Origin of the sequence: Paraburkholderia sp. J67 (assembly GCF_905220265.1) — a bacterium.
GTDB lineage: Bacteria > Pseudomonadota > Gammaproteobacteria > Burkholderiales > Burkholderiaceae > Paraburkholderia.
Genome location: NZ_CAJMZK010000050.1, coordinates 1 through 23,100 on the forward strand (window position 1 = coordinate 1; position 23,100 = coordinate 23,100).

Here is a 23,100-nt window from a genome sequence, read left to right on the forward strand (position 1 = left end):
CCGCGACACCATTCCTCATGCGGGGTACGAGTTGCTTCTCAAGTGGGCCCGCGCGAAACACCACGGCGCTTTCGTCTACACCAGCAATGTAGATGGCCAGTTTCAAGCCGCAGGTTTCGATGAAGCACGCATCGTCGAATGCCACGGCTCCATCCACCGTTTTCAATGTGCGCGTGCCTGCACACCGGCGATCTGGGCTGCGCCGCCCTCGATTGTGCCCGCAAGGCCCCCACGCTGTCCGCGCTGCGGCGGCCGTGCGCGCCCGAACTTTCTGCTGTTCTCCGATCCGGCATGGATCGTTGCGCGCACCAATTCGCAGCGCCTGCGCATGGAAGTGTGGCGCATGGCCCCCATCCGGCCGGTTGTTATCGAGATTGGCGCGGGCATTGCGCTGCCGGGCGTGCGGATGTTTGCCGAGAGCCTGCGTTTGCCGCTCGTGCGTATCAACACCCACGATTCAGACAGCAGCAGCGCGAACTTCCTGTCGCTGCACGGCACGGCGCTCGACGTCCTGCGGCGCATCGACGATTCGCTGATCGCTCAAGTCGCGACGACCTACGTGCGTTGAGCGTGGCACGCAGCCAGCTTTAGCCCTGGACAAAAGGGGGCCATTCGTGAACCTCAGACACCGATTTACTTCCGAGGTGCGCTTCTTGAGATGCGGGCTATTCCGTAGCATGTGATCGGTGATCAGGAAATGCACGGTGGCTCCACATTCGGTTGCAATCCTCTGCAAGCCAGCGACGACGTATTACGCCTCTGACGGCCGCCAAACGGATACTCACGACCAGTTGTCCATCTCGCGGAGGACCGTGCCTTTCGGGTCGATGAGAAGCCGTTCGCCCCTCCGCGAATGGCCCGACGTACCCTTGAAATTTCAACGTTGAATGAGCGAGCATGCCGTTAGACCGTCTACGGCTAACCGTGTCGAACACCAGGTTGAGTGAATCCCGCACAACCCTCCCCGCCAATAAAAAACGCGCGGACCTAAACTGATCCGCGCGTTTTCATTCACTGACCGGAAGTCGAAAAGACCCTCCGTACTACGACAACATTCACCTCACGCCGTCGCGTTTTCCGCATTCAACTTCGTGATGGCGCCGGTATTCACGTCGTAGTGATAGCCTTGCTGGGCGATCTGGGCGCTGATGGCTTCGACGATCAGATGCTGCTGGAATTCCTTGCGCAGCAGCTCGTGATCCGGGTTGATCGCGCCGAGTTCTGCGGCAAGGCGGCGGCTCAGCGACGCTTCGCCCACGCCACGCGCGTGGATGAGCATCATCTTTTCGTTAGCCTGCACCAGTTGCTGCTTCAGGCCATTCGCGTAATCGGACCACTTCACGAGGTTTTCGTGAGCTTCGGCGATCGTAGCGGCCTGGGCCTGGATCTCCTGCGCATGTTGCGCCTTCAGCGCTTCGAGCGCTTCCGTGTCGATCTGCTGCGCGGCTTGCGCAGCTTCGCTCTCGGCCTTTTCGCTGGCAGCCGCGCTTTCCGAGAGTTCGGCGACGCGTTCTTGCGCCTCGGACAGGCTCGCCGACAGCTTGGCGATTTCAGAGGCGCCGGCATCGCGCTCGTCGGTCACGCTGGCGAGTTGCGTCTGGGCGGTCAGCAGGTCGAGGGCGGCGGCATCGCGTTCGCCGCTCAGGCTGGTCAGTTGCGTCTGGACGTTTTGCAGGTCGAGGGCTGCGGCGTCGCGTTCGTCGGTCAGGCTGGCCAGTTGCGTCTGCACGTTTTGCAGGTCGAGGGCGGCGGCGTCACGCTCGCCCGTCAGGCTGGCCAGTTGCGTCTGCGCGTTTTGCAGGTCGAGGGCGGCGGCATCGCGTTCGCCCGTCAGGCTGGCCAGTTGCGTCTGCGCGTTTTGCAGGTCGAGGGCTGCAGCATCGCGCTCGACCGTCAGGCTGGCCAGTTGCGTCTGCGCGTTTTGCAGGTCGACGGCAGCCGCATCGCGTTCGGCGTGCGCGCCAGCCGCTTCTTCGCGCTGTGCGGCGTGTGCTTCCTGTTCGGCGTGCAGCGCGGCGCGGATCGCTTCCAGCTCGCTTTCGAGGCGCGCGACAGATTCTGCATGCGTCGATTCGAGAGCGGCACGCTCGGCTTCGTGGTCGATGGCGGCTTCGGCGCTCTCTTGCGGCACGGCTTGCGCCTCAGGGGCCGCCTCCGTTTCGCCCTCGATCACGTCATCGGCCACATCATTGGCCACATCGTCAGCCGCCTCACTGGACGCCACGGACGCGTGCGCCGCACGCTCCCCGGCGAATTCCGACATCGCCTGCTCCAGCTCCGCTTCGAGCGCCGACACGCGCTCGCCGAGTTCCTGCACGCGCTTGTCGGCGGCTTCGGCACGTTGCACGGCCTGTGCGAGGTCTTCCTCCAGACCCGCCACCGCATCGACCTTCGCCTCGTAGGCGTTGGTCACGCGATCCAGTTGGCCTTGCAGCGAATCCAGTTCCTGGACCGTGTTCTGGAGTTCGAGGAGCGCTTCGTCGCGCTCGCTGCTCGCGTCCTCGACACGCTGGCGCATCGCGCCAAGACGACGGGCCACGGCGCGTTCGGCTTCGTCCTGCGCCGACGACCACAGGCGCTCGAGCGCATCGTGCATCGTGTCGGTCACGGCTTCGGGCAGCGCCGGGCGCTCGGCGACCTGCGGCACGCGCGGCGTGCGCGCTTCGCGCCACTTGCGCAGCGACGCGGCGACGGATACCACCGACCCGGTATGGACTTCGGACCAGATGGCCACAGGCGACACCGTCTGGCCTTCATCGGCCATGCGGGTTGCGATTTCAGCAACGAGTTCGTCCGTGATCGTAATGTTGCCGCTAGACATATCCGCCTCGATAACGCGTAAGTAAGGTGACTAAGGTGACGAAGACCATTCGTCGGTGAGTAGGCGGGGCGGTATCGCCCCTTCAATGGTGAAGATTGTCGGGCAAGCGTTCCCGGATTGATCGGCCGAAAAGCCGGGTTTACGGGGAGTTATTCACGGAATTGCCGACGACCGCAGCGATTTTAACGATTTTAGGGTCGCAGTGTATTTCGATCTGCAAATCCCCTCTCAGGACATCACTCGAGCCGTCAGCCGCCAATCCGGTCGCGCAGATCGGCGAGCGCCGCTTCGGTTTCGCGATGCAGGGTGCGCACGAGCTCGGCGGCGGGCAGCGCCCGTGCGAGCCGCGCGGCCTGCCCCGCCCACTGCGCGCCATAACCCGATTCGCCGTGCGCCTTCGCGGCCGCGTTCAGCGCCTTGCCCGCATCGTAGGCCACGGGATAGGCCGGCACGGCGGGCTTGTCGGCGGCCTCGCCCAGTTCGGTGAAGCGGTTCACGAGACTGCGCGCCACGCGTCCCGAGATCGCCGAGGTAAAGGTCGTATGCTGCGCGCCCTCGCCGAGCAGCGCGCGCCGGTAGCCGTCGTCGATCGCGGTTTCCGGGCTCGCGACGAAGGCCGTGCCCAGTTGCGCGGCCTGCGCGCCGAGCGCCAGCGCCGCCGCGATGCCCGCGCCGTCCATGATGCCGCCCGCCGCCACCACCGGCACGTCGAAGCGCGTCGCGAGCAGCCGCGTGAGCGCGAACGTGCCGAGCAGCGGGTCGCGCGCGTCGGGGTCGAACACGCCGCGATGGCCGCCGCCCTCGATACCCTGCGCGACCAGCACGTCCACCCCCGCCGCCACGGCCTGGGCGGCTTCGTCGGGGTTCGTGGCGGTCGCGAACAACAGGATGCCCGCGGCGTGGAGCGCGTCGATCGCGGCTTGCGGCGGCAGGCCGAAATGGAAGCTCACCACGGCCGGGCGCTCCTCGATCAGCATGGCGAGCATCGCGGCATCGTCCACGAAGCTCACGTAGATTTCCCTGAGCGATGCGGGCGGCTGCGCGCCGAACTGTGCGAAACGCGGCGCGAGCCATTCGGTCCAGTGGCGATTCACGTCGTCATCCACGCGCGCGGGCCGATGGCAGAACAGGTTCACGTTGAAAGGCCGGTCGGTCAGCGCACGGGTCTCGCGCAGCGTCTTGCGCGCGGTCTCCACGTTCATCGCGCCGATGCCGAGCGACCCCAGGCCGCCTTCGTTCGACACCGCCGCGGCCAGCGCGGGCGTGCTGACGCCGGCCATCGGCGCCTGCACGATGGGTTTGCCCAGTTGAAGCCTGTCGAGCAGGCGGATGCGGGAAGCGTTCATCGGAATACCTCGATCGGTGGGGCGCGCGCTCAACGCGTGCGCCGTTTCGGCTTCGGGCCGAGCTGGTCGACCAGAAAGTCAACGAAGACCCGCACGCGCGACGACAGATAACGTCCGTGCGGATACAGCAAAAAGAACGGCCGCGAGCGTCCGCCCTTCTCAGGCATCACTTCCACCAAGCGGCCAGCGGCCAGATCCTCGGCGACGATGAAGCGGTAGGTCTGGAACAGCCCCGCGCCGTGGCGCGCGAGCGTCACGCCCGCCAGCACGTCGCCCGAGGTGCCATAGCCGCCCTGGGTCGCCACTTCGAGTTCGCTCTCCCCTTCGCTGAAGAGCCAGGGAATATTGCGGCCGCTACTTGGCAGTTCGAACTGAATGCAATCGTGGCCCTGCAAGTCCTCGATCGTGCGCGGCTTGCCCGCACGCTTCAGATACGCGGCGGTGCCCACGATCACGAGTTCCGCGTCTTCGAGCTTGCGCGCCACGAGGTTGGAGTCGTCGGGTGCGCGGCCACGAATGGCGAGGTCGAAGCCTTCATCGGCGAAGTCGATGTTGCGGTTGCTCAGGTGCGTTTCCACTTCCACTTGTGGATACTGCGCGCGAAACGCGGCGAGCAATGGCAGCACGCGATAGTGCCCGTAGGGCGTCGGCATGCTGATGCGCAGCACGCCGGCCGGCGTGGTCTGCTGGCCGGTGACCTCGCGTTCGGCGTCCACGAGTTGTGCGAGCGCTTCGCGGCATTGCTCGAAGTAACGGCGGCCCGGATCGGTCAGGCGAATCTGGCGCGTGGTGCGCACGAACAGGCGCGCGCCCAGCCGCGCTTCGAGACGCGCCACCGACCGGCTCACAGCGGCGGGCGTGACGCTCGCCTGGGTGGCCGCCAGCGTGAAGCTGCCGAGTTCGGCTGCGAGGCAGAACAGCTCGATGCTGCCCAGTAACAAATCGTCGAAGTTGCGTTGCATGGATTCACCCGGGCGTTGCATCGGTTCATGCGCTTCGCTCCTGCACTGACGTTCGAGCGCCGCGTCGGCGGCTCGTGCAGGCGAACAGGATAAGAGCGACATGATGATAACCGAGCGTCCGGCAATGACGGCACGCCCGTCGCGCCGTCCATGCCACGCACTGTACGGGCCGCGCGAGGCCCGATCAATGCAGGCCGTCGCACTTGACTTGTTACATGGGGTAATCGCTCAGCGTGGCCAACTCACGCGGGACAAAACGCCCTGCTCTCGCGACTTGAAGCGCCTCACCAGACAATCCGGGTGTTGGGCAAAGCCGCCTTGATGTCGTCCACGTTGCTGGCCTTGGTGCCATAGAGCACAACCTCCCGCAACCCCGTCAGGCCTTTGAGCACGTCGACATTCTTGACCGGTGTGTTCGCGAGATAGAGTTCCTGCAAACCCTTTAGCCCATTGAGCGCATTGATATCCTGAACGTCCGTGCGAAAAAGATTGAGCGTTCTAAGGCTCTTGAGATTGCTCAGTGCGTCAATGTTCTCGACGTTGGTGTCCGAGAGGTTGAGCCTTTGCAAGCCTGTCAGCCCCTTCAATGCGTCGATGTCCGTGACTTGCGTGCGCGAAAGAACGAGCGTCTGCAACTGGAGCAGCCCGCGCATCGCGTCGATATTCTCGACCTTCGAGCCGTCGAGCACGAGCGTCGTCAGATTGGGCATGTCCTTCAACGCATCGATATCCCGGATTGGGGTATTCGCGAGATAGAGCGCCTGAAGATCGTGCAGATTGCTCAAGGGCGCAAGGCTATCGACCTGGGTCTCGTTGAGATCGAGCGTTTTCAACGCGGTCAATTGCCCGATCGGCTTGATGCTCCTGACGTTTCTCGCGCCCCCCAGTTTGAGGGTGTCCAGATTAGGCAGTTTCGCCAGCACGTCGAGGTCGCGAACCTGCGTATCCCGCAGATCGAGTTGCCGCAGGTCGCTTGAATCCTTCAGTGCGTCCAGATTCGCTACGCGGGTATCCCAGAGATTGAGCGATTGCAGACCGGTCAACTCTTTGAGCGCAGCGATGTCCTGAACCTGGGTTCGGTGCACCACGAGCCGCTTCAGGGAATGCATGCCTTGTAGCGCGTCGATGTTCCAGACCTGTGTGCCGGATAAGTCGAGCGATTCCACATCGTCCAGGTCTTTCAGCGAGTCGATGTTATCGACTGCGGTGTCCGCCAGATTCAACTGGAGTTTGAGATGCAGCTTCTCGAGATGCGGGATCGCGGCGGCGAGCTGCGAGGTGGTCATCGGCGACTTCGCCCGCAACGCGAGGCAGCCCGACTCGGGCACGCCTGTGGAAGCGCCCCCGTCATCGCAGACACCGGTGAAAAATCCGAGGCTGCCCAGCGCACGTTCATCCAGTTTTTCCCGGAAAGGATTGAACAGCAACAGCAGGATCACGAGCAGAACGCCCAGGCCACCGCACAGCGCCCAGAATCTGACACGACGCGAATCCGGTATGCGCGCGGCTTCGGCTGCCGGCTTTGTGCTGTTGGGCGGGGTGTCGGCCACGGGCGTCTCCAATCTGACTTAGATTGCGCATTTATACACCAAGCCCGTTCAGTCACCGGCGCACTTTCCCGCTCGACGGGCGCACCTGCGCTTTTGTTACGCGACGTTCAAAGTGAATTGCCCCGCCGTGGCTGGCTGGCGTGCGCCCGGGCGGCTACAGTGCGCAGCATTGGCAGCTTCCATCGCCGACACATGGCGTCTTCGCCCCATGCAACAAAGAGAGGAACCCTGAATGACTGTCGAAAAACGTCTCGCCGATCTCGGATTGGCGCTGCCCGAAGCGCCCCAGCCGCTCGGCAGCTATACCGCCGTGAGCGAAGCGGGCAATCTGCTGTTCATCTCCGGCCAGGTGCCGCTCGTGAACGGCCAGATGGCCTTCACGGGCCAGGTCGGGCGCGACCTGAGCGTCGAGGAAGGCCGCGCCGCGGCGCGCACGACCGCGCTCAACGTGCTCGCGCAGATCGGGCGACACCTGGGCGGCTTCGAGCGGCTGGAACGCATCGTGCGCGTTGAAGGCCACGTGAGCAGCGCGGAAGGCTTCCACGATCAGCCGGGCGTGCTCGACGGCGCGTCGGAGCTCTTTGCACACGTGCTCGGCGAGCAGGCCGGGCACGCGCGATCGGCGTTTTCGCATACGCAATTGCCCGCCAACGCGGCGGTGGCGCTGGTGGTGATCGCCTCGATCCGGGCAGGTTGACGAGTGCCTACGGGTGCCCAAAGGCGACCTAACCCGCCCGCCACGCGCGTCGCCACGCCGTGAGAGAATCGCCGGATTCGCGCTGCGCGGCGCAGCGCCCCCCTTTGGAACCACCATGACCCAAGCGCTACAAATCGATTTCATTTCCGATATCGCCTGCCCCTGGTGCGCGATCGGCCTTTCGTCGCTGTTGCGCGCGCTGGAGAACCTTGGCGACGCGGTCGATGCCCGCATCGTCCTGCATCCCTTCGAGCTGACCCCGGACATGCCCGCGGGCGGCGCGTCGCTCGTCGAGTATCTCGGCAAGAAGTACGGCCGCACGCCCGAGCAGATCGCCGAAACCCAGGAAGCGATCCGCGAGCGCGGCGCGAGCGTAGGCTTTACCTTCGGCCCGCGCACGCGCGTCTACAACACCTTCGACGCGCATCGCCTGCTGCACTGGGCCGGCCTCGAAGGCAAGCAACTGCCGCTCAAGCTCGCGCTGCTGCGCGCGTATCACGGCGATAGCCAGGACGTGAGCGACCGCGAGGTGCTGGCGAGCGCCGCGCAGTCGGTCGGGCTGGATGCCGATGCCGCGCGCAAGGTGCTCGAAAGCGGCGCCTATGCCGATGAAGTGCGCGCCGAAGAAGCCCAGGTGCAGGAAATGGGCATCCAGTCGGTGCCCGCCATCGTGTTCAACCAGCAATATCTGATCAACGGCGGTCAGCCGGTCGAGACCTTCGAAAACGCGATCCGGCAGATTCTGGCGGAGCCGCAGCACGAGGGCTAAGGACGCCCCCAGGCCGCGACGAGCGAAAAAAACAAAACCAAGGGGAACCCCAATGTCCGCCGTCTCGGCCTTCAAACTCGTCCTGCTATCCCTTATCGCCATCGTTGCGCTGGAACTGATCGCCCGGCGTCTGCGCCTGCCGCCCGCCGCCGCGCTGCTGGTGGGCGGCGCGGCGATGGCGTTCGCGCCGGGCCTGCCGCTCGTCGTGCTCGACCCCGATCTCGTGCTGATCGTGTTCCTGCCGCCGCTCCTCATGGACGGCGCTTACTTGTTCGTCTGGGCCGACTTCAAGCGCCATATCACGCCGATCCTGTTGTTCGCGATCGGCGCGGTCGCCTTTACCACCTGGGCCGTGGGCCTTGTCGCGCACTGGGTCGCGCCCACGCTGCCGTGGGCCGTGTGCTTCGCGCTGGGCGCCGTGGTCTCGCCGCCCGACGCCGTTGCCGCGCGCGCCGTGCTGGAGCGTCTCGCGCTGCCGCGCCGCATCATGGTCCTGCTCGAAGGCGAGAGCCTGCTCAACGACGCCGCCGGGCTCGTGCTGTTTCGCTTCGCCATCGCCGCCGCGCTCACTGGCGCGTTCAGCACGTCGAGCGCCCTCCTGAGCTTCGCGGGGCTGGCGTTGGGCGGCATCGTGGTGGGCTGGCTGGTCGGCTATCTCACGACCAACCTGCTGCGCCTGCTGGAGGACGACTATCTGATCATCACCGTCGCGGTGAGCGCGAGCTGGTTCAGCTACATCGCCGGCGACATGGCGGGGGTATCGAGCGTGCTCGCCACCGTGACCTGCGGGATGTACCTGGGCTGGCATCAGCACGAGGTGTTTTCCGCGCGCGTGCGCATGCGCGGCACGGCGTTCTGGCAGGTGCTCGTGTTCGTGCTGGAAGCGCTGGTGTTCGTGCTGATCGGATTGTCGCTGCGCGGCGTGATCGTGCGCCTGGGCGGCGCGGGCGAAGCGCTTGCCCAGCTTGGCCCCGCGGCGCTCGCCGTGGTGGTCGCCGTGGTCCTCTCGCGCTGCATCTGGACCTTCGGCATCGAAAGCATCCGCGCCATCGTCCATCGCCTCGCGCCGCGCCGGGTGCTGGACGCGGACTTTCGTGCGGCGGCCGTCGTGAGCTGGGCGGGCATGCGCGGCGTGGTGACGCTCGCGATCGCGCTGACTCTGCCCGAAAGCCTGCCCGGGCGCGACCTGATCCTGTTCGCGGCGTTCGCCGTGATCCTCTTCACGGTGCTGCTCCAGGGGGTGACGATCGGGCCGCTGATCCGGCTCGTGCGTCCCTTGCAGGATGCGCAGGCCGGCGCGCTCTATCTGACCGAGCCGCAAGCGTGGGCACGCCTGATGGCCGTCCAGCTCGAAGCGATCCAGCCGCTCGTGCACGGGCCCGACGGCAGCGTGATCCATCCGCGCCTGCTGGAGCAGTACACCTATCGCGCCACCATTTCGGAGTCGTTCGAACATGCCGAAAGCCTGCCCGTCGACGTGCGCACGGCCCATTACGACGTGGTGCTCGCCGCCGTGCGCGCGGGCCGCGCGGAAATCCTGCGGATGCACCGCGCGGGCCTGATCGACGACGAGATGCTGCACGCGATCGAGCACGATCTCGACCTGGAGGAACTGGGCGCGCAGCACGCACGCGGCTAGGAGCCGGAATTCGGGCGGCTTCGCGCACTTTTCGCAGAAAAACAGCCGCCAGACCGTCAAACAGGCGACCCAAAACGACACCGCCAACCGCCTTCCCGCCCGCATCCGTTAAAATTGCGCCACGCGCGGCGCAGCCAGCGCCGCCCGATCCATTCCTGCCGCCTTGTCGCGGCATCCGCCCCTACCGGGGCGCGAGACCCAGCATGACGAATACACCCACCGCTACGCCCTTCAGCGAGCTCGCGCTCGCGCCCGCCACGCTCGAGAACCTCAACCGGCTCGGCTACGTCGAGATGACGCCGATCCAGGCCGCCAGCCTGCCGATCGCGCTCGCCGGTCACGATCTGATCGCGCAGGCCAAGACGGGCAGCGGCAAGACCGCGGCCTTCTCGCTCGCGCTGCTCGCGAAGCTCGACGTGCGCCGCCTCGACGTCCAGGCGATGATCCTGTGCCCCACGCGCGAACTGGCCGACCAGGTCGCCACGGAAATCCGCCGCCTCGCGCGCGCCGAAGAAAACGTCAAGGTGCTCACGCTGTGCGGCGGCACGCCGATGAAGCCGCAGACCGCGAGCCTCGAACACGGCGCGCACATCATCGTCGGCACGCCGGGCCGCATCATGGACCACCTGGAACGCGGCATCCTCTCGCTCGACGCGCTCAACACGCTCGTGCTCGACGAAGCGGACCGCATGCTCGACATGGGCTTCCACGACGACATCGCCAAGGTCGCGCGCCAGTGCCCGAAGGAACGCCAGACGCTGCTGTTCTCGGCGACCTACCCCGAAGGCATCGCCAAGCTGAGCCAGCAATTCCTGCGCAACCCGAAGGAAGTGAAGCTGGAAGAGCGTCACGACGACAGCAAGATCCGCCAGCGCTTCTACGAAGTGGAAGAAACCAGCCGTCTGCACGCAGTCGGCCAGTTGCTCAACCACTACCGGCCGGTCAGCACGATCGCGTTCTGCAACACCAAGCAGCAATGCCGCGACCTGCTGGACGTGCTGCGCGCCCAGGGCTTCCACGCGCTGGCGCTGCACGGCGAGCTCGACCAGCGCGAGCGCGACCAGGTGCTGATCCAGTTCGCCAACCGTAGCTGCTCGGTGCTCGTCGCGACCGACGTGGCCGCGCGCGGCCTCGACATCGCGCAACTCGAAGCCGTCATCAACGTCGACGTGACGCCTGACCCCGAAGTCTACGTGCACCGCATCGGCCGCACGGGCCGCGCCGACCAGGACGGCTGGGCGCTGTCGCTCGCGACCATGAACGAAATGGGCCGCGTGGGCGGCATCGAACAGGCAATCAAGCGCGAAGTCGAATGGCACCCGCTCGCCGAGCTGAAGCCGGCCAGCAACGAACCGCTGCTGCCGCCGATGGAGACCGTGCAGATCCTGGGCGGCAAAAAGGAAAAGATCCGCCCGGGCGACGTGCTGGGCGCACTGACGGGTGAAGCCGGCTTCACGGGCGCGCAGATCGGCAAGATCAACGTGACCGAGTTCTCGACCTACGTGGCCGTGGAGCGCAGCATCGCGCGCAAGGCGGTGGGCAAGCTCAACGCGGGCAAGGTGAAGGGCAAGAAGGTGCGCGCGCGCCTGATGGAAGAGTAAGCACGACCCGGCGCTTGCCTCGCCGCCAGTCGATGCATCAAATCATGGCGGCGCATTCCGGCGCATGGCGCAGCACCTCGAACATCGCTGCGACCATGCGCGGACCATCGCGCACAAAATCGAAACGCTGCGGCACGAGCAGGCTATCGCGGATCAAGCCCGTGACCTGCGCGTGCAGCAATGCCGCGGCAAGCGGCACATCCAGCGCCTGCGGCACCTGATTGCGACGCTTGGCGTTGAGCAGACCCCGCTCCAGATTCGCGAGCCCCTCGCTCGCGTACTCGCGCATGCGGCCCGCCACGGGCGCCATCTCATCCACCAGTTCGCAACGATTGAAGACGATCTCGAAGACGCGCCGCCGCCGCGCGTCGCATTGCACATCGTGCAGGCAAACGAGGATCGCGCGTTGCATCGCGGCCAGCGGATCCAGCGCCTGCGGATCGACATACGCGCCGATCAGCGCTTCGAGCGGCAAACGCGTACGTTCGAGCAACGCCTCGAGCAGATCGGCCTTGTTGCGAAAATGCCCATAGATTGCGCCGCGCGTGAGACCGGCAGCATCGGCGATATCGGCGAGCGAAGTGTGCGAAACGCCGTACTGCGCGAAGAGCGACTCGGCGCTGTCGAGCAGCAGGCTGCGGGTTGCCTGGGCCGCCTCTTTCGTGCGCTTAGCCATGTCTGGCCATTCAAGCCGCAGGCACGCGATTGGGCGCGGGATCGTTTTCGCCTTGCAGCACGCAGGCCGTGCCGCCTGGCGTATACATGCTCACTACGCAGCGATTGCATGACGTGCAGCCCGAGACCGCATCGGCCTCGCGGCGCAAGCGATTCACGAAACCCGGCTCGAACAGCAGCGCGCGCGCCAGCGCCACGGCATCGAACCCTTCCTGCATGGCCTGCACGACATTCGCCGCCGAACGCACACCGCCAAGATACGTAAGCGGCAGATTCACTGCTGCACGCACCTTGCGAGAGTGTTCGAGAAAATACATCTCCCGAAAGCCGTCGAAACGCGGTTCGGTGAGCTTTTGCAAACGCATGGCGGCGCGTACGACCGGATTCTCGACGTTCGCGCGTGCCTCGTCCGGTAAAGGGCTGCCGAATAGCTGCCACACGGACTCGACGTTCATGCCGCCGCTGAGCACGAGCATATGCGCGCCTTCGGCTTCCAGCAGTTGCGCGATTTCAGCGGCGTCTTCGGCGTTGCCGCCGCCCTTCACGCCTTCGGTCACGCCGATCTTGCAGAGCACGGCGCAATCGCGGCCCACGGCGTCCAGCACCCGGCGCAACACGCGCAATGGGAACAGGGCGCGCTGTGCGGTGGAGCCGCCATAGGCATCGCGGCGATGGTTGTAGAGCGGCGAGAGAAACTGGCTGAGCAGATAGCCGTGACCCATATGAATTTCGACGGCGTCGAAACCCGCTTCGCGGGCGAGGCGTGCGGCCTGGGCGAACTGCGCGGCGCAGGCGTCCATATCGCGCTCGCTCATTGCCTGCTTGAAGAAGCGGCCGCTCATCAGGCCGACCTTATTTAGCCCTCCGGATGAACTCAATGGACGACGTGTCGATAGATCGGGCAAGAAGGTGAAGCAGCCGCCGTGCGTGATCTGCGCGCTGGCAGCCGCGCCGTGGCGATGGACGGCGTCGGTGAGGGCGCGAAATGGCGTGCGCGTGGCGCTGTCTAGTTGCGGCTGGTCGACGAAGGTGCGGGCGTCGGGGCTTACCGCGCAGTAGGCGACTGTTGTGAGCGCCGCGCCGCCGGCGGCTATGCATTCGTGGTGCTTCAGCAAGGCCTGCGAGGGGACGCCTCGCGGCGCCATGCCCTCGTTGGTCGCCGATTTGATAACGCGGTTGCGCAGGGTTATGGGGCCGAGTGTGAGCGGGCTGAATGCCGTCGTCATGGCCTTGGCCGGCTCACGTGGCCCGGTCATGATGCGCTCGCGATGTGGTAGTCGTCCGGGCCCCAGTAGGCACGCATGCTCGTGATCTTGCCGTGCTGGTCGAATTCCATTACGTCGGTGACGTCGATGTGGGCCGGGCCGTTCGGGCCCGCTATGTGCACCTTGAAGGTGATCGTCGCTGAGTTGGCGTGGGAGCCACGCGGCGGGGCTTGCAGTTCAAGGCGGGCGCCTAAGGTCGTGGCGTGGCCGTAGAATGCAGCGATTTCTTCGCTGCCGCGCTTTATGGGCGTGCCTACCGGGTCTTCAATCGTGGCTGCGCTGGCGAATAGGGCTATTACTCGCGATGCGTCGCCTGCGTTGAATGCTTCTATGTATTCTTGCAATGTTGCTTTCATTAATTTCTGATCATTCATTTTTGTATCCTTAATTTTTTCGCGGTTCTTGCTGTTTTGGCATTTCCTTGATTTCTTTTCGGTCTATTAGCGTCGCCCCTGTGCGGGGCGGCACCTACTTTTCTTTGCCGCGGCAAAGAAAAGTAGGCAAAAGAAAGCCGCTCACACCGCTAGTGTGACGAAGTCCACAAACCGCCTTTTAGGGGGAAAGGTATAGGAGCATCCGTCGCTTCGCACCACACAACGAAGTGACAAGGCCGTCATTCCTCCGGGGACGCTACGCGCCCCGTGGGGCATAACCGGCAAACCGAAGGTTTGCCAGGTATTGCGAAAATGCCTTTAGTACGGGTCTTCCCTTGCAGACCCGACCGCTGCGCGCGTAGCGAGCAGTGGGATGTATGAGCGCTTTGTCACTTTGTTTTGTGGTGCGAGGTGACGGATGCTCCTATACCATTCCCCTTGTACGGCTGGTTGTGGACTGCGTCACACTGGCGGTGTGAGCGGCTTTCTTTTGCCTACTTTTCTTTGCCGCGGCAAAGAAAAGTAGGTGCCGCCCCGCACAGGGGCAATGCTAATAGACCGACAAGAAAACAAGGAAAGGCCAAAACAGCAAGAACCACGACGATTCAAAATTACCTGGCGGTATAGCCACCATCAATAACAAGCTCAGCGCCGGTAACATACCGCCCGGCGGGCGAGACGAGATAAAGAATCCCAGCAGCGATATCAACCGGATCGCCAATTTTAGCCATAGGCACCATCATCTTCATCTGCCCAAAAATCTGCTCAGGATCGCCGAGTTTCTGAAAGGCCTCCTCGAGCAAAGGCGTCCGAATAAACCCAGGATGAACAGAATTAGCGCGAATATTTTGAGCGGCATATAGCATGGCGTCGGTTTTGGCCATCAACCGCACCGCGCCTTTAGAAGCGTGATAGGCGGGCACATCTGGCCCACCCACGATCCCATACATGGAAGAGACATTAACGATAGAACCGCCACCGGCCTGCTGCAAAGCAGGAATCGCATACTTGGTGCAAAGAAAAACGCCAGTGACATTCACATCCATAACCTGCCGCCACTGCTCGAGCGAGATCTGATGCGTAGGCAAATTAGCCCCCTCAATGCCCGCGTTATTGACGAGCACATCAAGCCGCCCAAACCTCGCCACAATCTCCCCAAACACGCGCTCGACATCGGCTTCCTGCGTAACATCGAGCCGCCAGAAGAAAGCCTTACCGCCAGCGGCAACAATCTCAGCCGCCAAAGCCTCCCCATGCTCCGAAACATCGAGCACCGCCACAGCGGCTCCGGCCGACGCCAGCGTGCGCGCCGTCTGCGCACCAATGCCCCGCGCCGCGCCCGTAATAGCGGCTACCTTGCCGCCCAGATCGAATAATTGCTGCGTGATCGCTTGAAGGTTGCTCATGCTGTCTCCTTGTCGTTGTGTTCAGTACGTGCCGGCATGGCCTGCAAACCCGCCAGAAAATCCAGGCATTCACGGTTGAAATAGTCGCGATGCTCCACCATCACCCAATGCCCGCAGCGGTTCATCAGCACGAAGCGCGCATCCTCGCAGTGCTCCAGAAACTGCATCGCACCGCTCACCGGATTGAAGCGGTCGTTGGTGCCCCAGAAGCCCAGCACCGGGCAACGCAGTTCCACCAGCCGCTGCGTCAGGTTCGGCACGCGCATGGTCGCCAGCACCTCGGGCGGCTGCGTCTCGCACACTTTCAGGCGCTCTTCCACCAGCGCATCCGTCACCAGTGAACGGTCGTGCACCAGCAATTCCAGCAGATATCGCATGGTCTGCCGGTTCATCTGACGATTGGTGAACAGCGACACCATCTTCTGGATGCCTTCCATGCGGAAGTAAGTCTCGCGCTCTTCCACGCCGCCGGGCGCCATCATGATGAGCGCCGCCACGTCGTCGGGATAGTCGAGTGCGTACTTGAGCGCAATGGCGCCACCCAGCGAGTTGCCAAGCAGCGTCGCGCGGCCCACGCCCAGCGCCTTCAATTGCTCGCGCAGCGCCGTCACGAAGAAGTCCAGCGTGTACTGCGCGTCAGCCGGCTTCGACGATGCGCCGTAGCCAGGCAGGTCCACCACGATAACGCGGTAACCCGCCGCCGCGAACTGCGGATAGTTATGGCGGAAATTGCTGATGCCGCTCGCGCCCGGCCCGCTGCCATGTATGAACACAACGGGCTCGCCGCTGCCAGCTTCGAAATGATGCAGTCTCAGTCCGCCCTCGACATCGGTATAAGCGCCGATGGCGTCAACGGGCAATGCAGTGTTTGGGGTTGCTGTCATGCGCGCGTGTCTCCTGATAGATGCGCTGTCCTATGCGCGGCTTGCCGTCGATCATCAGGGGCGCGAACGCGCGCCGCATCGTCTTTTCAGACTAAGAAGCCACCCGGGCTTTTCTCTACCATCGGCCTCGTTCTTTCAATTCAAGGAGACCCTGGCCATGACAGCCTTCGATTTCAGCGGCAAAACCGTGCTCGTGACCGGCGGCACGCGCGGCATCGGCGCGGCCATTGCACAAGCGTTTCGCCTTGCAGGCGCGATCGTCTATGTGTGCGGACGCAGCCTGCCCGCCGAGCCTCAAGACGCCGATACCGCCGATACCGCCGATACCGATGCTCCCGCCCCCATACGCGCCATCGCCACCGATGTGCGCGACATCGACGCGCTCGATGCCCTCATCGCGCGCATCGAGGCCGAAACCGGCCGCCTCGACGTGGTCGTGAGCAATGCGGGCGGCGCGCCTTTCGCCCTTGCCGCGCAGGCCTCGCCCCGCTTCACCGAATCCGTGATCCGCCTGAACCTGATCGCGCCGCTCTGGCTCGCGCAGCGCGCCAACGCCGTGATGCAGCGTCAGGCCGAGGGCGGCGTGCTGCTGTTCGTCGGCAGCGTGAGCGCGCTGCGGCCCTCGCCCGGCACCGCCGCCTATGGCGCGGCGAAAGCGGGCGTGCTCAATGCCGTGCGCTCGCTCGCGGTGGAATGGGCGCCGAAGGTGCGCGTAGCTGCCGTGAGCCCGAGCCTCGTGCAAACCGATGCCGCCACTTCTGACCACGTCGGCGAAAAAGGCTTGCAAGCAGCCGCCGCCACCGTGCCCGCCGGGCGTCTCGCCTTGCCCGAGGACGTCGCCCAGGCGTGCCTCTTTCTCGCGTCCGGCTACGCGTCCTATGCATCGGGCGCAAATCTCGTACTCGAAGGCGGCGGCGAAGTACCCGCATTTCTCGCGGCGACTGCGGCAGGCAAGGCCTTCGAGCGTGCATAAGCACAGATCGACGCGCAAGACCCACCCGATACGCACGAGAACACTGAGGGGAACCAGGTAGTCCGTTTTGACGATTCTCGCCGCGCACGCGCCCCCTAACCTCTGAGCACAACGACGTCACGACAAAACCACAACGGAGCCTTCAGAGGAGACGCAATGAGAATCGACCCACCGCGCGCACCACGACCGATCGCCTTGAAACCGATCACCGCCGTCTGCCGGCTCGCTCTGGCGGCGGCGTGCGTGAGCGCCGCGGCCCCCGTCTGGGCAGGCGACACCCTGGCGATCGGCGACAACACCACGCTCGACTACAACTTCACGCTCGGCTACGGACTCGGGATCCGTACGCGTGCGCCCAGCGGCAATCTGCTCGGCCCCGACAACATCAACGGCGACGACGGCGACCGCAACTTCAAGTCCGGCAAGCTGATGCAGAACCAGGCCAACATCCTTGGCGAGGTCAATCTCAAGCACGACGACTGGGGCGTATTCGTGCGCGCCGATGCGTTCTACGATCAGGTCTATCACCGTCCGAACTACAACGACGCGCCCGACACGGTGAATCATTCGGGCACCTACAACCAGTTCACGGGCGACACCAGCTACTGGGCCGGTGCACGCCCGCAATTGCTCGCGGCCTACGCGTACAACACCTTCCACATCGGCAAGACCAACCTCAACGTGAAGGTAGGCGACCAAGTGCTGGCGTGGGGCGAAAGCGTGTTCTTCCCGAATATCGCGGGCGCACAAGGGCCTGCTGACGCCACCAAATCCTACGTGGCAGGCGCCGAGGTGAAAGACATCCTGCTGCCCGTGCCGCAAATCTCGGCGCAATGGCAACTGGCGACGAACTTCAGCCTGCTGGCCTACTGGCAATTTGCTTTCGAGCACAACGATCTCACCGCGCCGGGCAGCTACTTCAGCTACTCGGATATCACCGGGCCCGGCGCGCAATTCCTGATCGGGCCGGGCGGCACGCTGATTCCGCGCGGCGCCGACATCAAGCCGAACAACAACGACCAGTGGGGTGTCGGCGCGCGCTGGCGCGTGTTCGGCGATACGGAAATCGGTGCGTATTACCTGCACTACAACGACATGAATCCCAGCGTCGTGTTCAGCTATTACCCGACGCTCCAGTATCAGCAAAAGTATTTCGATCACATCAAGCTCACCGGCATCAGCTTTTCGACCGAAGCGATGGGCGTGAACTTCGCGGGCGAAAGCTCGTATCGCCAGGGCGCGGCCGTGCTCGTCAATGCGCCGACGGGCGCCACCGCCACGCGCGGCGATGTCTGGCAGTCGAACCTCTCAGCGATCTATTCGATCGGGCCGACTTTCCTCGCCGCCTCGCAAACGCTGGTCGCGGAAGTCTCCTATGTGCACACCGGCAACGTCACGCCGGTCTATGGATCGACCACGCTCGCCAATACGCGCAACGCCGCCGCCTTCGAACTCGCCTGGACGCTCAGCTACAAGAACGTGTTCAACGGTTGGGACATGGATGTGCCGCTCACCTATTCCGACGATTTCACGGGCACTTCGGCGCTCTCAGGCGCGCTCGGTTCTCTCACGGGTGTGGGCGACCATCGTGTGACGGTCGGCGTCGATTTCACGCGTCTTTCGAATCTCAAGCTCTCGCTCGTCTACGCAAAGTTCCTGGGCACGCCCAACCCCACGCTACGCCCGCTCGCGGATCGTGATTACGTACTCGCCACGGCGACGTACTCCTTCTGAAGCATCTGGTTACCCGCTGTATTTTTACTGCAAGAGGAATGGTCATGAGTCGAACCCTTCACCACGCCATGCAAGCCTGCGCGATCGCGGCAGGCGTCGCGATCGCCGCGGGCTCGTTCGCGAAAACGAGCGCCGCGGACCTCGCGAAGCTCGACACCACGCTCACGCCGATGGGCGCCGAGCGCGCCGGCAACGCGGATGGCAGCATTCCCGCCTGGACCGGCAAGTACGTCGGCACGCCTGCGGGCGTGAACTACAAACCGGGCGAGCGCTATCCCGATCCGTATGCCAGTGACAAGGCGATCGTCACGATCACGGCGCAAAACATGCAGCAATACGCGGCACGCCTCACCGACGGCGAAAAAGCGCTCTTCAAGAAGTACCCGGACACCTTCAAGATCACGGTGTATCCGAGCCATCGCGACTTCGCCTACCCCGACGCCGTGTACAAGGCGATCCACGCCTACGCACCCAACACGGTGATGACGAAGGACCAGAACGGCCTGAAGGACTTCCCGCCCGTCACACCGTTCCCGGTGCCGAAGAACGGTGTGGAGGCGATGTGGAATCTGCGCTTCGCCTCGATGATCGAAGCGGAGAACGCCACTTACGACCAGGCGGTGGTCTATCCGGACGGCAATATTGCATGGGGCAAGGTGCAATATTCGATCTATGGACCGCGCGCGACCGTCCCGTTCCAGTCCGACGGCAAGCTCAACGGTCGCAGCTTCTTCCGCCAGACCACGGTGCTGCCGCTCTCGGATCGCGGCACCATCATTACGGGCTACGAAATGTGGGATCAGGAAGGCTCGGACACGCGCCGCACCTGGTCCTATAACCCCGGCACGCGACGCGTGCGCCAGTCGCCTGAATTCGGCTTCGACCAGCCCGAAGGCCCGGGTGGCTTTCGCACCGTGGACGACGACCGCCTCTTCAACGGTTCGGGCGAACGTTACGACTGGAAGATTGTCGGCAAGCGCGAAATCTACGTGCCCTACGACAACTACCGCATGATGGACCCGTCGATCAAGTACACGACGCTGCTCACCAAGGGCCACGAAGACATGCAGACCATGCGCTTCGAATTGCATCGCGTGTGGGTGCTCGAAGCGTCGCTGAAGTCCGGTTATCGCCATCAATACGCGAAGCGCGTGCTTTATCTGGACGAGGACACCTGGAACGCCGTGGCCGCCGACAACTACGACGCGCGCGGCACGCTCTGGCGCACCAACTTCGCGCCCACGCTCTACGCGTATGACGCGAAGACTTTTTACTCCACGTCGGTGTTCTATCACGACCTGATCTCAGGCGCGTACTACGCGGACCGCCTGACCAACCAGGAGCCGATGCCGGTGCTCACGCCCACCACGCAGACCAACGAGGCGTACTACTCGCCCGACGCGATCCGCGGCGACGGCGTCTGAGCCACGCACCCGGGCCACACTTCCGCAGCCTCGCCCGCCGACTCTTTCGAGCCGGCGGGCTTTCTCCTCATTCCCACCGAACCGCTTGCCATGACCTCAGCCCAACTCGCCGCGCTCGGCGACGCGCTCTATGCCGCCTGGCGCGAGCGCGCGCCCATTGCGCCGCTCACCGCGCGCCTGCCCGCGCTGCCGCTCGCCGACGCCTACCGCATCCAGCAGCACTACATCGCGCGCCGCGTGGCGGCGGGCGAAGCCGTGGTGGGCAAGAAGATCGGCGTGACGAGCCAGGCCGTGCAGGACATGCTCGACGTGCGCCAGCCCGACTTCGGCATGCTGCTCTCGGGCATGCACCACGAAAGCGGCGCGGCGATTCGCGCCGATACCCTGATCCAGCCGCGCGCCGAAGGCGAGATCGCCTTCTATCTGCGCCACGACCTGCGCGGTCCGGGCATCGACCGTACCGACGTGCTCGACGCCACCGAAGCCGTGGGCGCGTGCTTCGAGATCGTCGATTCGCGTATTCGCGACTGGGCGATCCGCATTGGCGACACCGTGGCCGACAACGCCTCCAGCGGCGTCTACGTGCTCGGCCCCGAACGCGTCGCGCCACGCGACGTCGACCTCGCAGCGTGCCGCATGCGCATCGAAAAGAACGGCGCGAACGCGGGCGAAGGCGTGGGCGCGGCAGCGCTCGGCCACCCCGCCGACGCCGTGGCCTGGCTCGCCAACACGCTCGGCGAACTCGGCATGCCGCTGCTTGCAGGCGAAGTCGTGCTTTCAGGCGCACTGGCCGCGCTGATACCCGTGACGGCTGGCGACCGCCTGACGATGCGCATCGAAGGCATTGGCGGCTGCGAGGTGAGCTTCGTCTGAACGGCTCTCACCTGATCAGCAATCCGAACCGTTTCCCCATCGCCACAACAAGGAACACTCCATGAGCAAGATTCCATGCGCGCTGATCGGGCCTGGCAACATCGGCACCGATCTGCTCTACAAACTGCGCCGTAGCGCCGTGCTCGACCCCGTCTGGATGGTGGGCGTCGATCCCGGCTCGGAAGGACTCGCGCGCGCCCAGGCGCTGGGTCTCAAGACCACGTCCGAAGGCATCGACGGCCTGCTGCCGCATCTCGAAGCGGATGGCATCCGCATCGCCTTCGACGCGACCTCGGCCTATGTGCACCGCGAGCACTCGGACAAACTCACGGCGCGCGGCGTGCGCGTGATCGACCTCACCCCTGCTGCGATCGGCCCGTTCTGCGTGCCGCCCGTGAACCTGGGCGAGCATCTGGCGGACACACTCAATGTCAACATGGTCACCTGCGGCGGGCAGGCGACGATCCCCATCGTGCATGCGGTCGCGCGCGTACAGCCGGTTGCGTACGGCGAAATCGTCGCGACCGTCTCATCGCGTTCGGTCGGCCCCGGCACGCGCAAGAACATCGACGAATTCACGCGCACCACCTCACGCGCGATCGAGACCGTGGGTGGCGCACAGCGCGGCAAAGCGATCATCGTCATCAACCCGGCCGAGCCGCCGCTCATCATGCGCGACACCATCCACTGCCTGACCGTCGACGAACCGGATGTCGAAGCGATCACCGAGTCGGTGCGCAAGATGGTCGAGGAAGTGCAGCGCTACGTGCCGGGCTACACGCTCAAGAACGGGCCCGTATTCGACGGCAAGCGCGTATCCGTATTCATGGAAGTCGCGGGACTGGGCGATTATCTGCCGCGTTACGCGGGCAATCTCGACATCATGACGGCTGCCGCCGCGCGCACCGGCGAAGTCTTCGCCGAGCAGATGCTGGCCGCCGTTTGAACACCGCTATCAAGGGAGTCACGATGCAACACACTCTTCACGACACGACCGCTCAAGCGCTCGCGGGCAGGCGCATTACCGTGCACGACATGACGCTGCGCGACGGGATGCATCCCAAGCGCCATCAGATTTCGCTCGATCAGATGCGCGGCATTGCGCGCGGGCTCGATGCGGCGGGTGTGCCGCTTATCGAAGTGACGCATGGCGATGGGCTTGGCGGTGCGTCGGTCAATTACGGCTTTCCCGCGCATAGCGATGAGGCGTATCTGGAAGCTGTGATTGGCGAGTTGAAGCAGGCTAAGGTTTCAGCGCTTTTGCTGCCCGGCATCGGCACGGTCGATCATTTGCGCATGGCGCATGGGCTGGGCGTCAATACGATTCGCGTGGCGACGCATTGCACTGAGGCTGATGTTTCTGGGCAGCATATTGGGCTGGCGCGTGAGTTGGGTATGGATACCGTCGGGTTTCTGATGATGGCGCATATGGCTCCGCCTGAGTTGCTCGTCGAGCAGGCTAAGCTCATGGAATCGTATGGCGCTAATTGCATCTACATTACCGATTCTGCGGGCTATATGCTGCCCGATGACGTCACCGCCAGACTCGTGCCCGTGCGGGAGGCGCTGCGGCCTGAGACCGAGTTGGGATTTCATGGGCATCATAATCTGGCGATGGGGATCGCTAATTCGATCGCAGCGATTGCTGCTGGGGCTTGTCGGATTGATGCTGCCGCGGCTGGGCTTGGCGCTGGGGCTGGGAATACGCCGATGGAAGTGTTTGTTGCCGTTTGTGAGCGGATGGGGATTGAGACTGGCGTCGATGTTTTTTCGATTTCCGATGTGGCTGAGGATCTCGTGCTGCCAATTATGGATGCGCCTATTCGGATTGATCGGGATGCGCTTACGCTGGGGTATGCTGGGGTTTATTCTTCGTTTCTTTTATTCGCCAAGCGCGCTGAAGTTAAATACGGTGTGCCGGCGCGCGATATTCTCGTTGAAATGGGCCGACAGCGGCTTGTCGGTGGGCAGGAGGATATGATCGAAGATACCGCTATTACGCTTGCGCGTGAGCGTGGGTTTAATATCGCCTGAATTTTATTTTTCGTGGTTCTTGCTGTTTTTGGCGTTTCCTTGGTTTCTTGTCGGTCTATTAGCGTCGCCCCTG

The 23,100-nt window shown here is 64.1% G+C and carries 20 protein-coding genes; 11 read left to right on the forward strand and 9 right to left on the reverse strand.

The genetic code is table 11. The features are described from left to right. The coding region (locus tag U5782_RS40330; protein WP_322049453.1) for an SIR2 family NAD-dependent protein deacylase at window positions 1-568 on the forward strand (568 nt) is incomplete at its 5' end. Between the two features lie 492 nt (window positions 569-1,060). Here the strand turns inward: U5782_RS40330 and U5782_RS40335 are convergent. The 4 genes from U5782_RS40335 to U5782_RS40350 all read right to left on the reverse strand — a co-directional run bounded on the left by U5782_RS40335 (window position 1,061) and on the right by U5782_RS40350 (window position 6,679). After that, complete coding sequence (locus U5782_RS40335; protein ID WP_322049454.1) at window positions 1,061-2,821, reverse strand: DNA-binding protein; 1,761 nt, start codon at window positions 2,819-2,821, stop codon at window positions 1,061-1,063. A 248-nt stretch (window positions 2,822-3,069) separates the two neighbouring features. Further along, on the reverse strand, window positions 3,070-4,167 hold the full coding sequence (locus tag U5782_RS40340) for a nitronate monooxygenase (RefSeq protein ID WP_322049455.1): 1,098 nt from the start codon (window positions 4,165-4,167) through the stop codon (window positions 3,070-3,072). Between the two features lie 29 nt (window positions 4,168-4,196). Beyond that, on the reverse strand, window positions 4,197-5,129 hold the full coding sequence (locus U5782_RS40345; RefSeq protein ID WP_322049456.1) for a LysR family transcriptional regulator: 933 nt from the start codon (window positions 5,127-5,129) through the stop codon (window positions 4,197-4,199). Between the two features lie 284 nt (window positions 5,130-5,413). Beyond that, complete coding sequence (locus U5782_RS40350) at window positions 5,414-6,679, reverse strand: leucine-rich repeat domain-containing protein (RefSeq protein WP_322049457.1); 1,266 nt, start codon at window positions 6,677-6,679, stop codon at window positions 5,414-5,416. Window positions 6,680-6,911: 232 nt separating this feature from the next. Between U5782_RS40350 and U5782_RS40355 the strand changes: the two genes are divergently transcribed. The 4 genes from U5782_RS40355 (at window position 6,912) to dbpA (ending at window position 11,385) form a co-directional block, all read left to right on the forward strand. Then, the gene (locus tag U5782_RS40355; protein ID WP_322049458.1) at window positions 6,912-7,376 is read left to right on the forward strand and encodes a RidA family protein; all 465 of its coding nucleotides are present in this window, start codon (window positions 6,912-6,914) and stop codon (window positions 7,374-7,376) included. 115 nt (window positions 7,377-7,491) lie between these two features. Continuing rightward, window positions 7,492-8,145 carry a DsbA family oxidoreductase gene (locus U5782_RS40360; RefSeq protein ID WP_322049459.1) on the forward strand — a complete coding sequence of 218 codons (654 nt, stop codon included), beginning with the start codon at window positions 7,492-7,494 and terminating at the stop codon, window positions 8,143-8,145. 52 nt (window positions 8,146-8,197) lie between these two features. Further along, window positions 8,198-9,784: a Na+/H+ antiporter gene (locus U5782_RS40365; protein ID WP_322049460.1), complete on the forward strand. Its 1,587-nt coding sequence runs from the start codon at window positions 8,198-8,200 to the stop codon at window positions 9,782-9,784. Between the two features lie 203 nt (window positions 9,785-9,987). Continuing rightward, window positions 9,988-11,385: an ATP-dependent RNA helicase DbpA gene (gene dbpA, locus U5782_RS40370; RefSeq protein ID WP_322049461.1), complete on the forward strand. Its 1,398-nt coding sequence runs from the start codon at window positions 9,988-9,990 to the stop codon at window positions 11,383-11,385. Between the two features lie 37 nt (window positions 11,386-11,422). Here the strand turns inward: dbpA and U5782_RS40375 are convergent, their stop codons facing one another. From U5782_RS40375 to U5782_RS40395, 5 genes are all read right to left on the reverse strand, one after another. Next, complete coding sequence (locus tag U5782_RS40375; RefSeq protein ID WP_322049462.1) at window positions 11,423-12,061, reverse strand: TetR family transcriptional regulator; 639 nt, start codon at window positions 12,059-12,061, stop codon at window positions 11,423-11,425. A 10-nt stretch (window positions 12,062-12,071) separates the two neighbouring features. Then, entirely contained in the window at window positions 12,072-13,316 is a 1,245-nt protein-coding gene (locus U5782_RS40380) for an NADH:flavin oxidoreductase (RefSeq protein WP_322049463.1), read from the reverse strand. After that, complete coding sequence (locus U5782_RS40385; protein WP_322049464.1) at window positions 13,313-13,699, reverse strand: nuclear transport factor 2 family protein; 387 nt, start codon at window positions 13,697-13,699, stop codon at window positions 13,313-13,315. The genes U5782_RS40380 and U5782_RS40385 overlap by 4 nt, the downstream gene beginning before the upstream one ends. A 611-nt stretch (window positions 13,700-14,310) precedes the next feature. Then, on the reverse strand, window positions 14,311-15,105 hold the full coding sequence (locus U5782_RS40390; RefSeq protein ID WP_322049465.1) for a glucose 1-dehydrogenase: 795 nt from the start codon (window positions 15,103-15,105) through the stop codon (window positions 14,311-14,313). Continuing rightward, entirely contained in the window at window positions 15,102-15,989 is an 888-nt protein-coding gene (locus U5782_RS40395; RefSeq protein WP_322049466.1) for an alpha/beta fold hydrolase, read from the reverse strand. The genes U5782_RS40390 and U5782_RS40395 overlap by 4 nt, the downstream gene beginning before the upstream one ends. 157 nt (window positions 15,990-16,146) lie before the next feature. Here U5782_RS40395 and U5782_RS40400 point away from each other — a divergent pair, with 157 nt between their 5' ends. The 6 genes from U5782_RS40400 (at window position 16,147) to dmpG (ending at window position 23,027) form a co-directional block, all read left to right on the forward strand. Continuing rightward, window positions 16,147-16,962 carry an SDR family oxidoreductase gene (locus tag U5782_RS40400; RefSeq protein WP_322049467.1) on the forward strand — a complete coding sequence of 272 codons (816 nt, stop codon included), beginning with the start codon at window positions 16,147-16,149 and terminating at the stop codon, window positions 16,960-16,962. Between the two features lie 156 nt (window positions 16,963-17,118). Further along, entirely contained in the window at window positions 17,119-18,696 is a 1,578-nt protein-coding gene (locus U5782_RS40405) for a DUF1302 domain-containing protein (protein WP_322049468.1), read from the forward strand. Between the two features lie 44 nt (window positions 18,697-18,740). Continuing rightward, window positions 18,741-20,120: a DUF1329 domain-containing protein gene (locus U5782_RS40410; protein WP_322049469.1), complete on the forward strand. Its 1,380-nt coding sequence runs from the start codon at window positions 18,741-18,743 to the stop codon at window positions 20,118-20,120. Window positions 20,121-20,210: 90 nt separating this feature from the next. Continuing rightward, the gene (gene dmpE / locus U5782_RS40415) at window positions 20,211-20,993 is read left to right on the forward strand and encodes a 2-oxopent-4-enoate hydratase (protein ID WP_322049470.1); all 783 of its coding nucleotides are present in this window, start codon (window positions 20,211-20,213) and stop codon (window positions 20,991-20,993) included. A 61-nt stretch (window positions 20,994-21,054) separates the two neighbouring features. Further along, window positions 21,055-21,939: an acetaldehyde dehydrogenase (acetylating) gene (locus U5782_RS40420; protein WP_322049471.1), complete on the forward strand. Its 885-nt coding sequence runs from the start codon at window positions 21,055-21,057 to the stop codon at window positions 21,937-21,939. Between the two features lie 23 nt (window positions 21,940-21,962). Further along, a complete protein-coding gene (dmpG, locus tag U5782_RS40425) occupies window positions 21,963-23,027 on the forward strand; it encodes a 4-hydroxy-2-oxovalerate aldolase (RefSeq protein WP_322049472.1) in 1,065 nt (354 codons plus the stop codon). Window positions 23,028-23,100 lie beyond the last annotated feature (73 nt).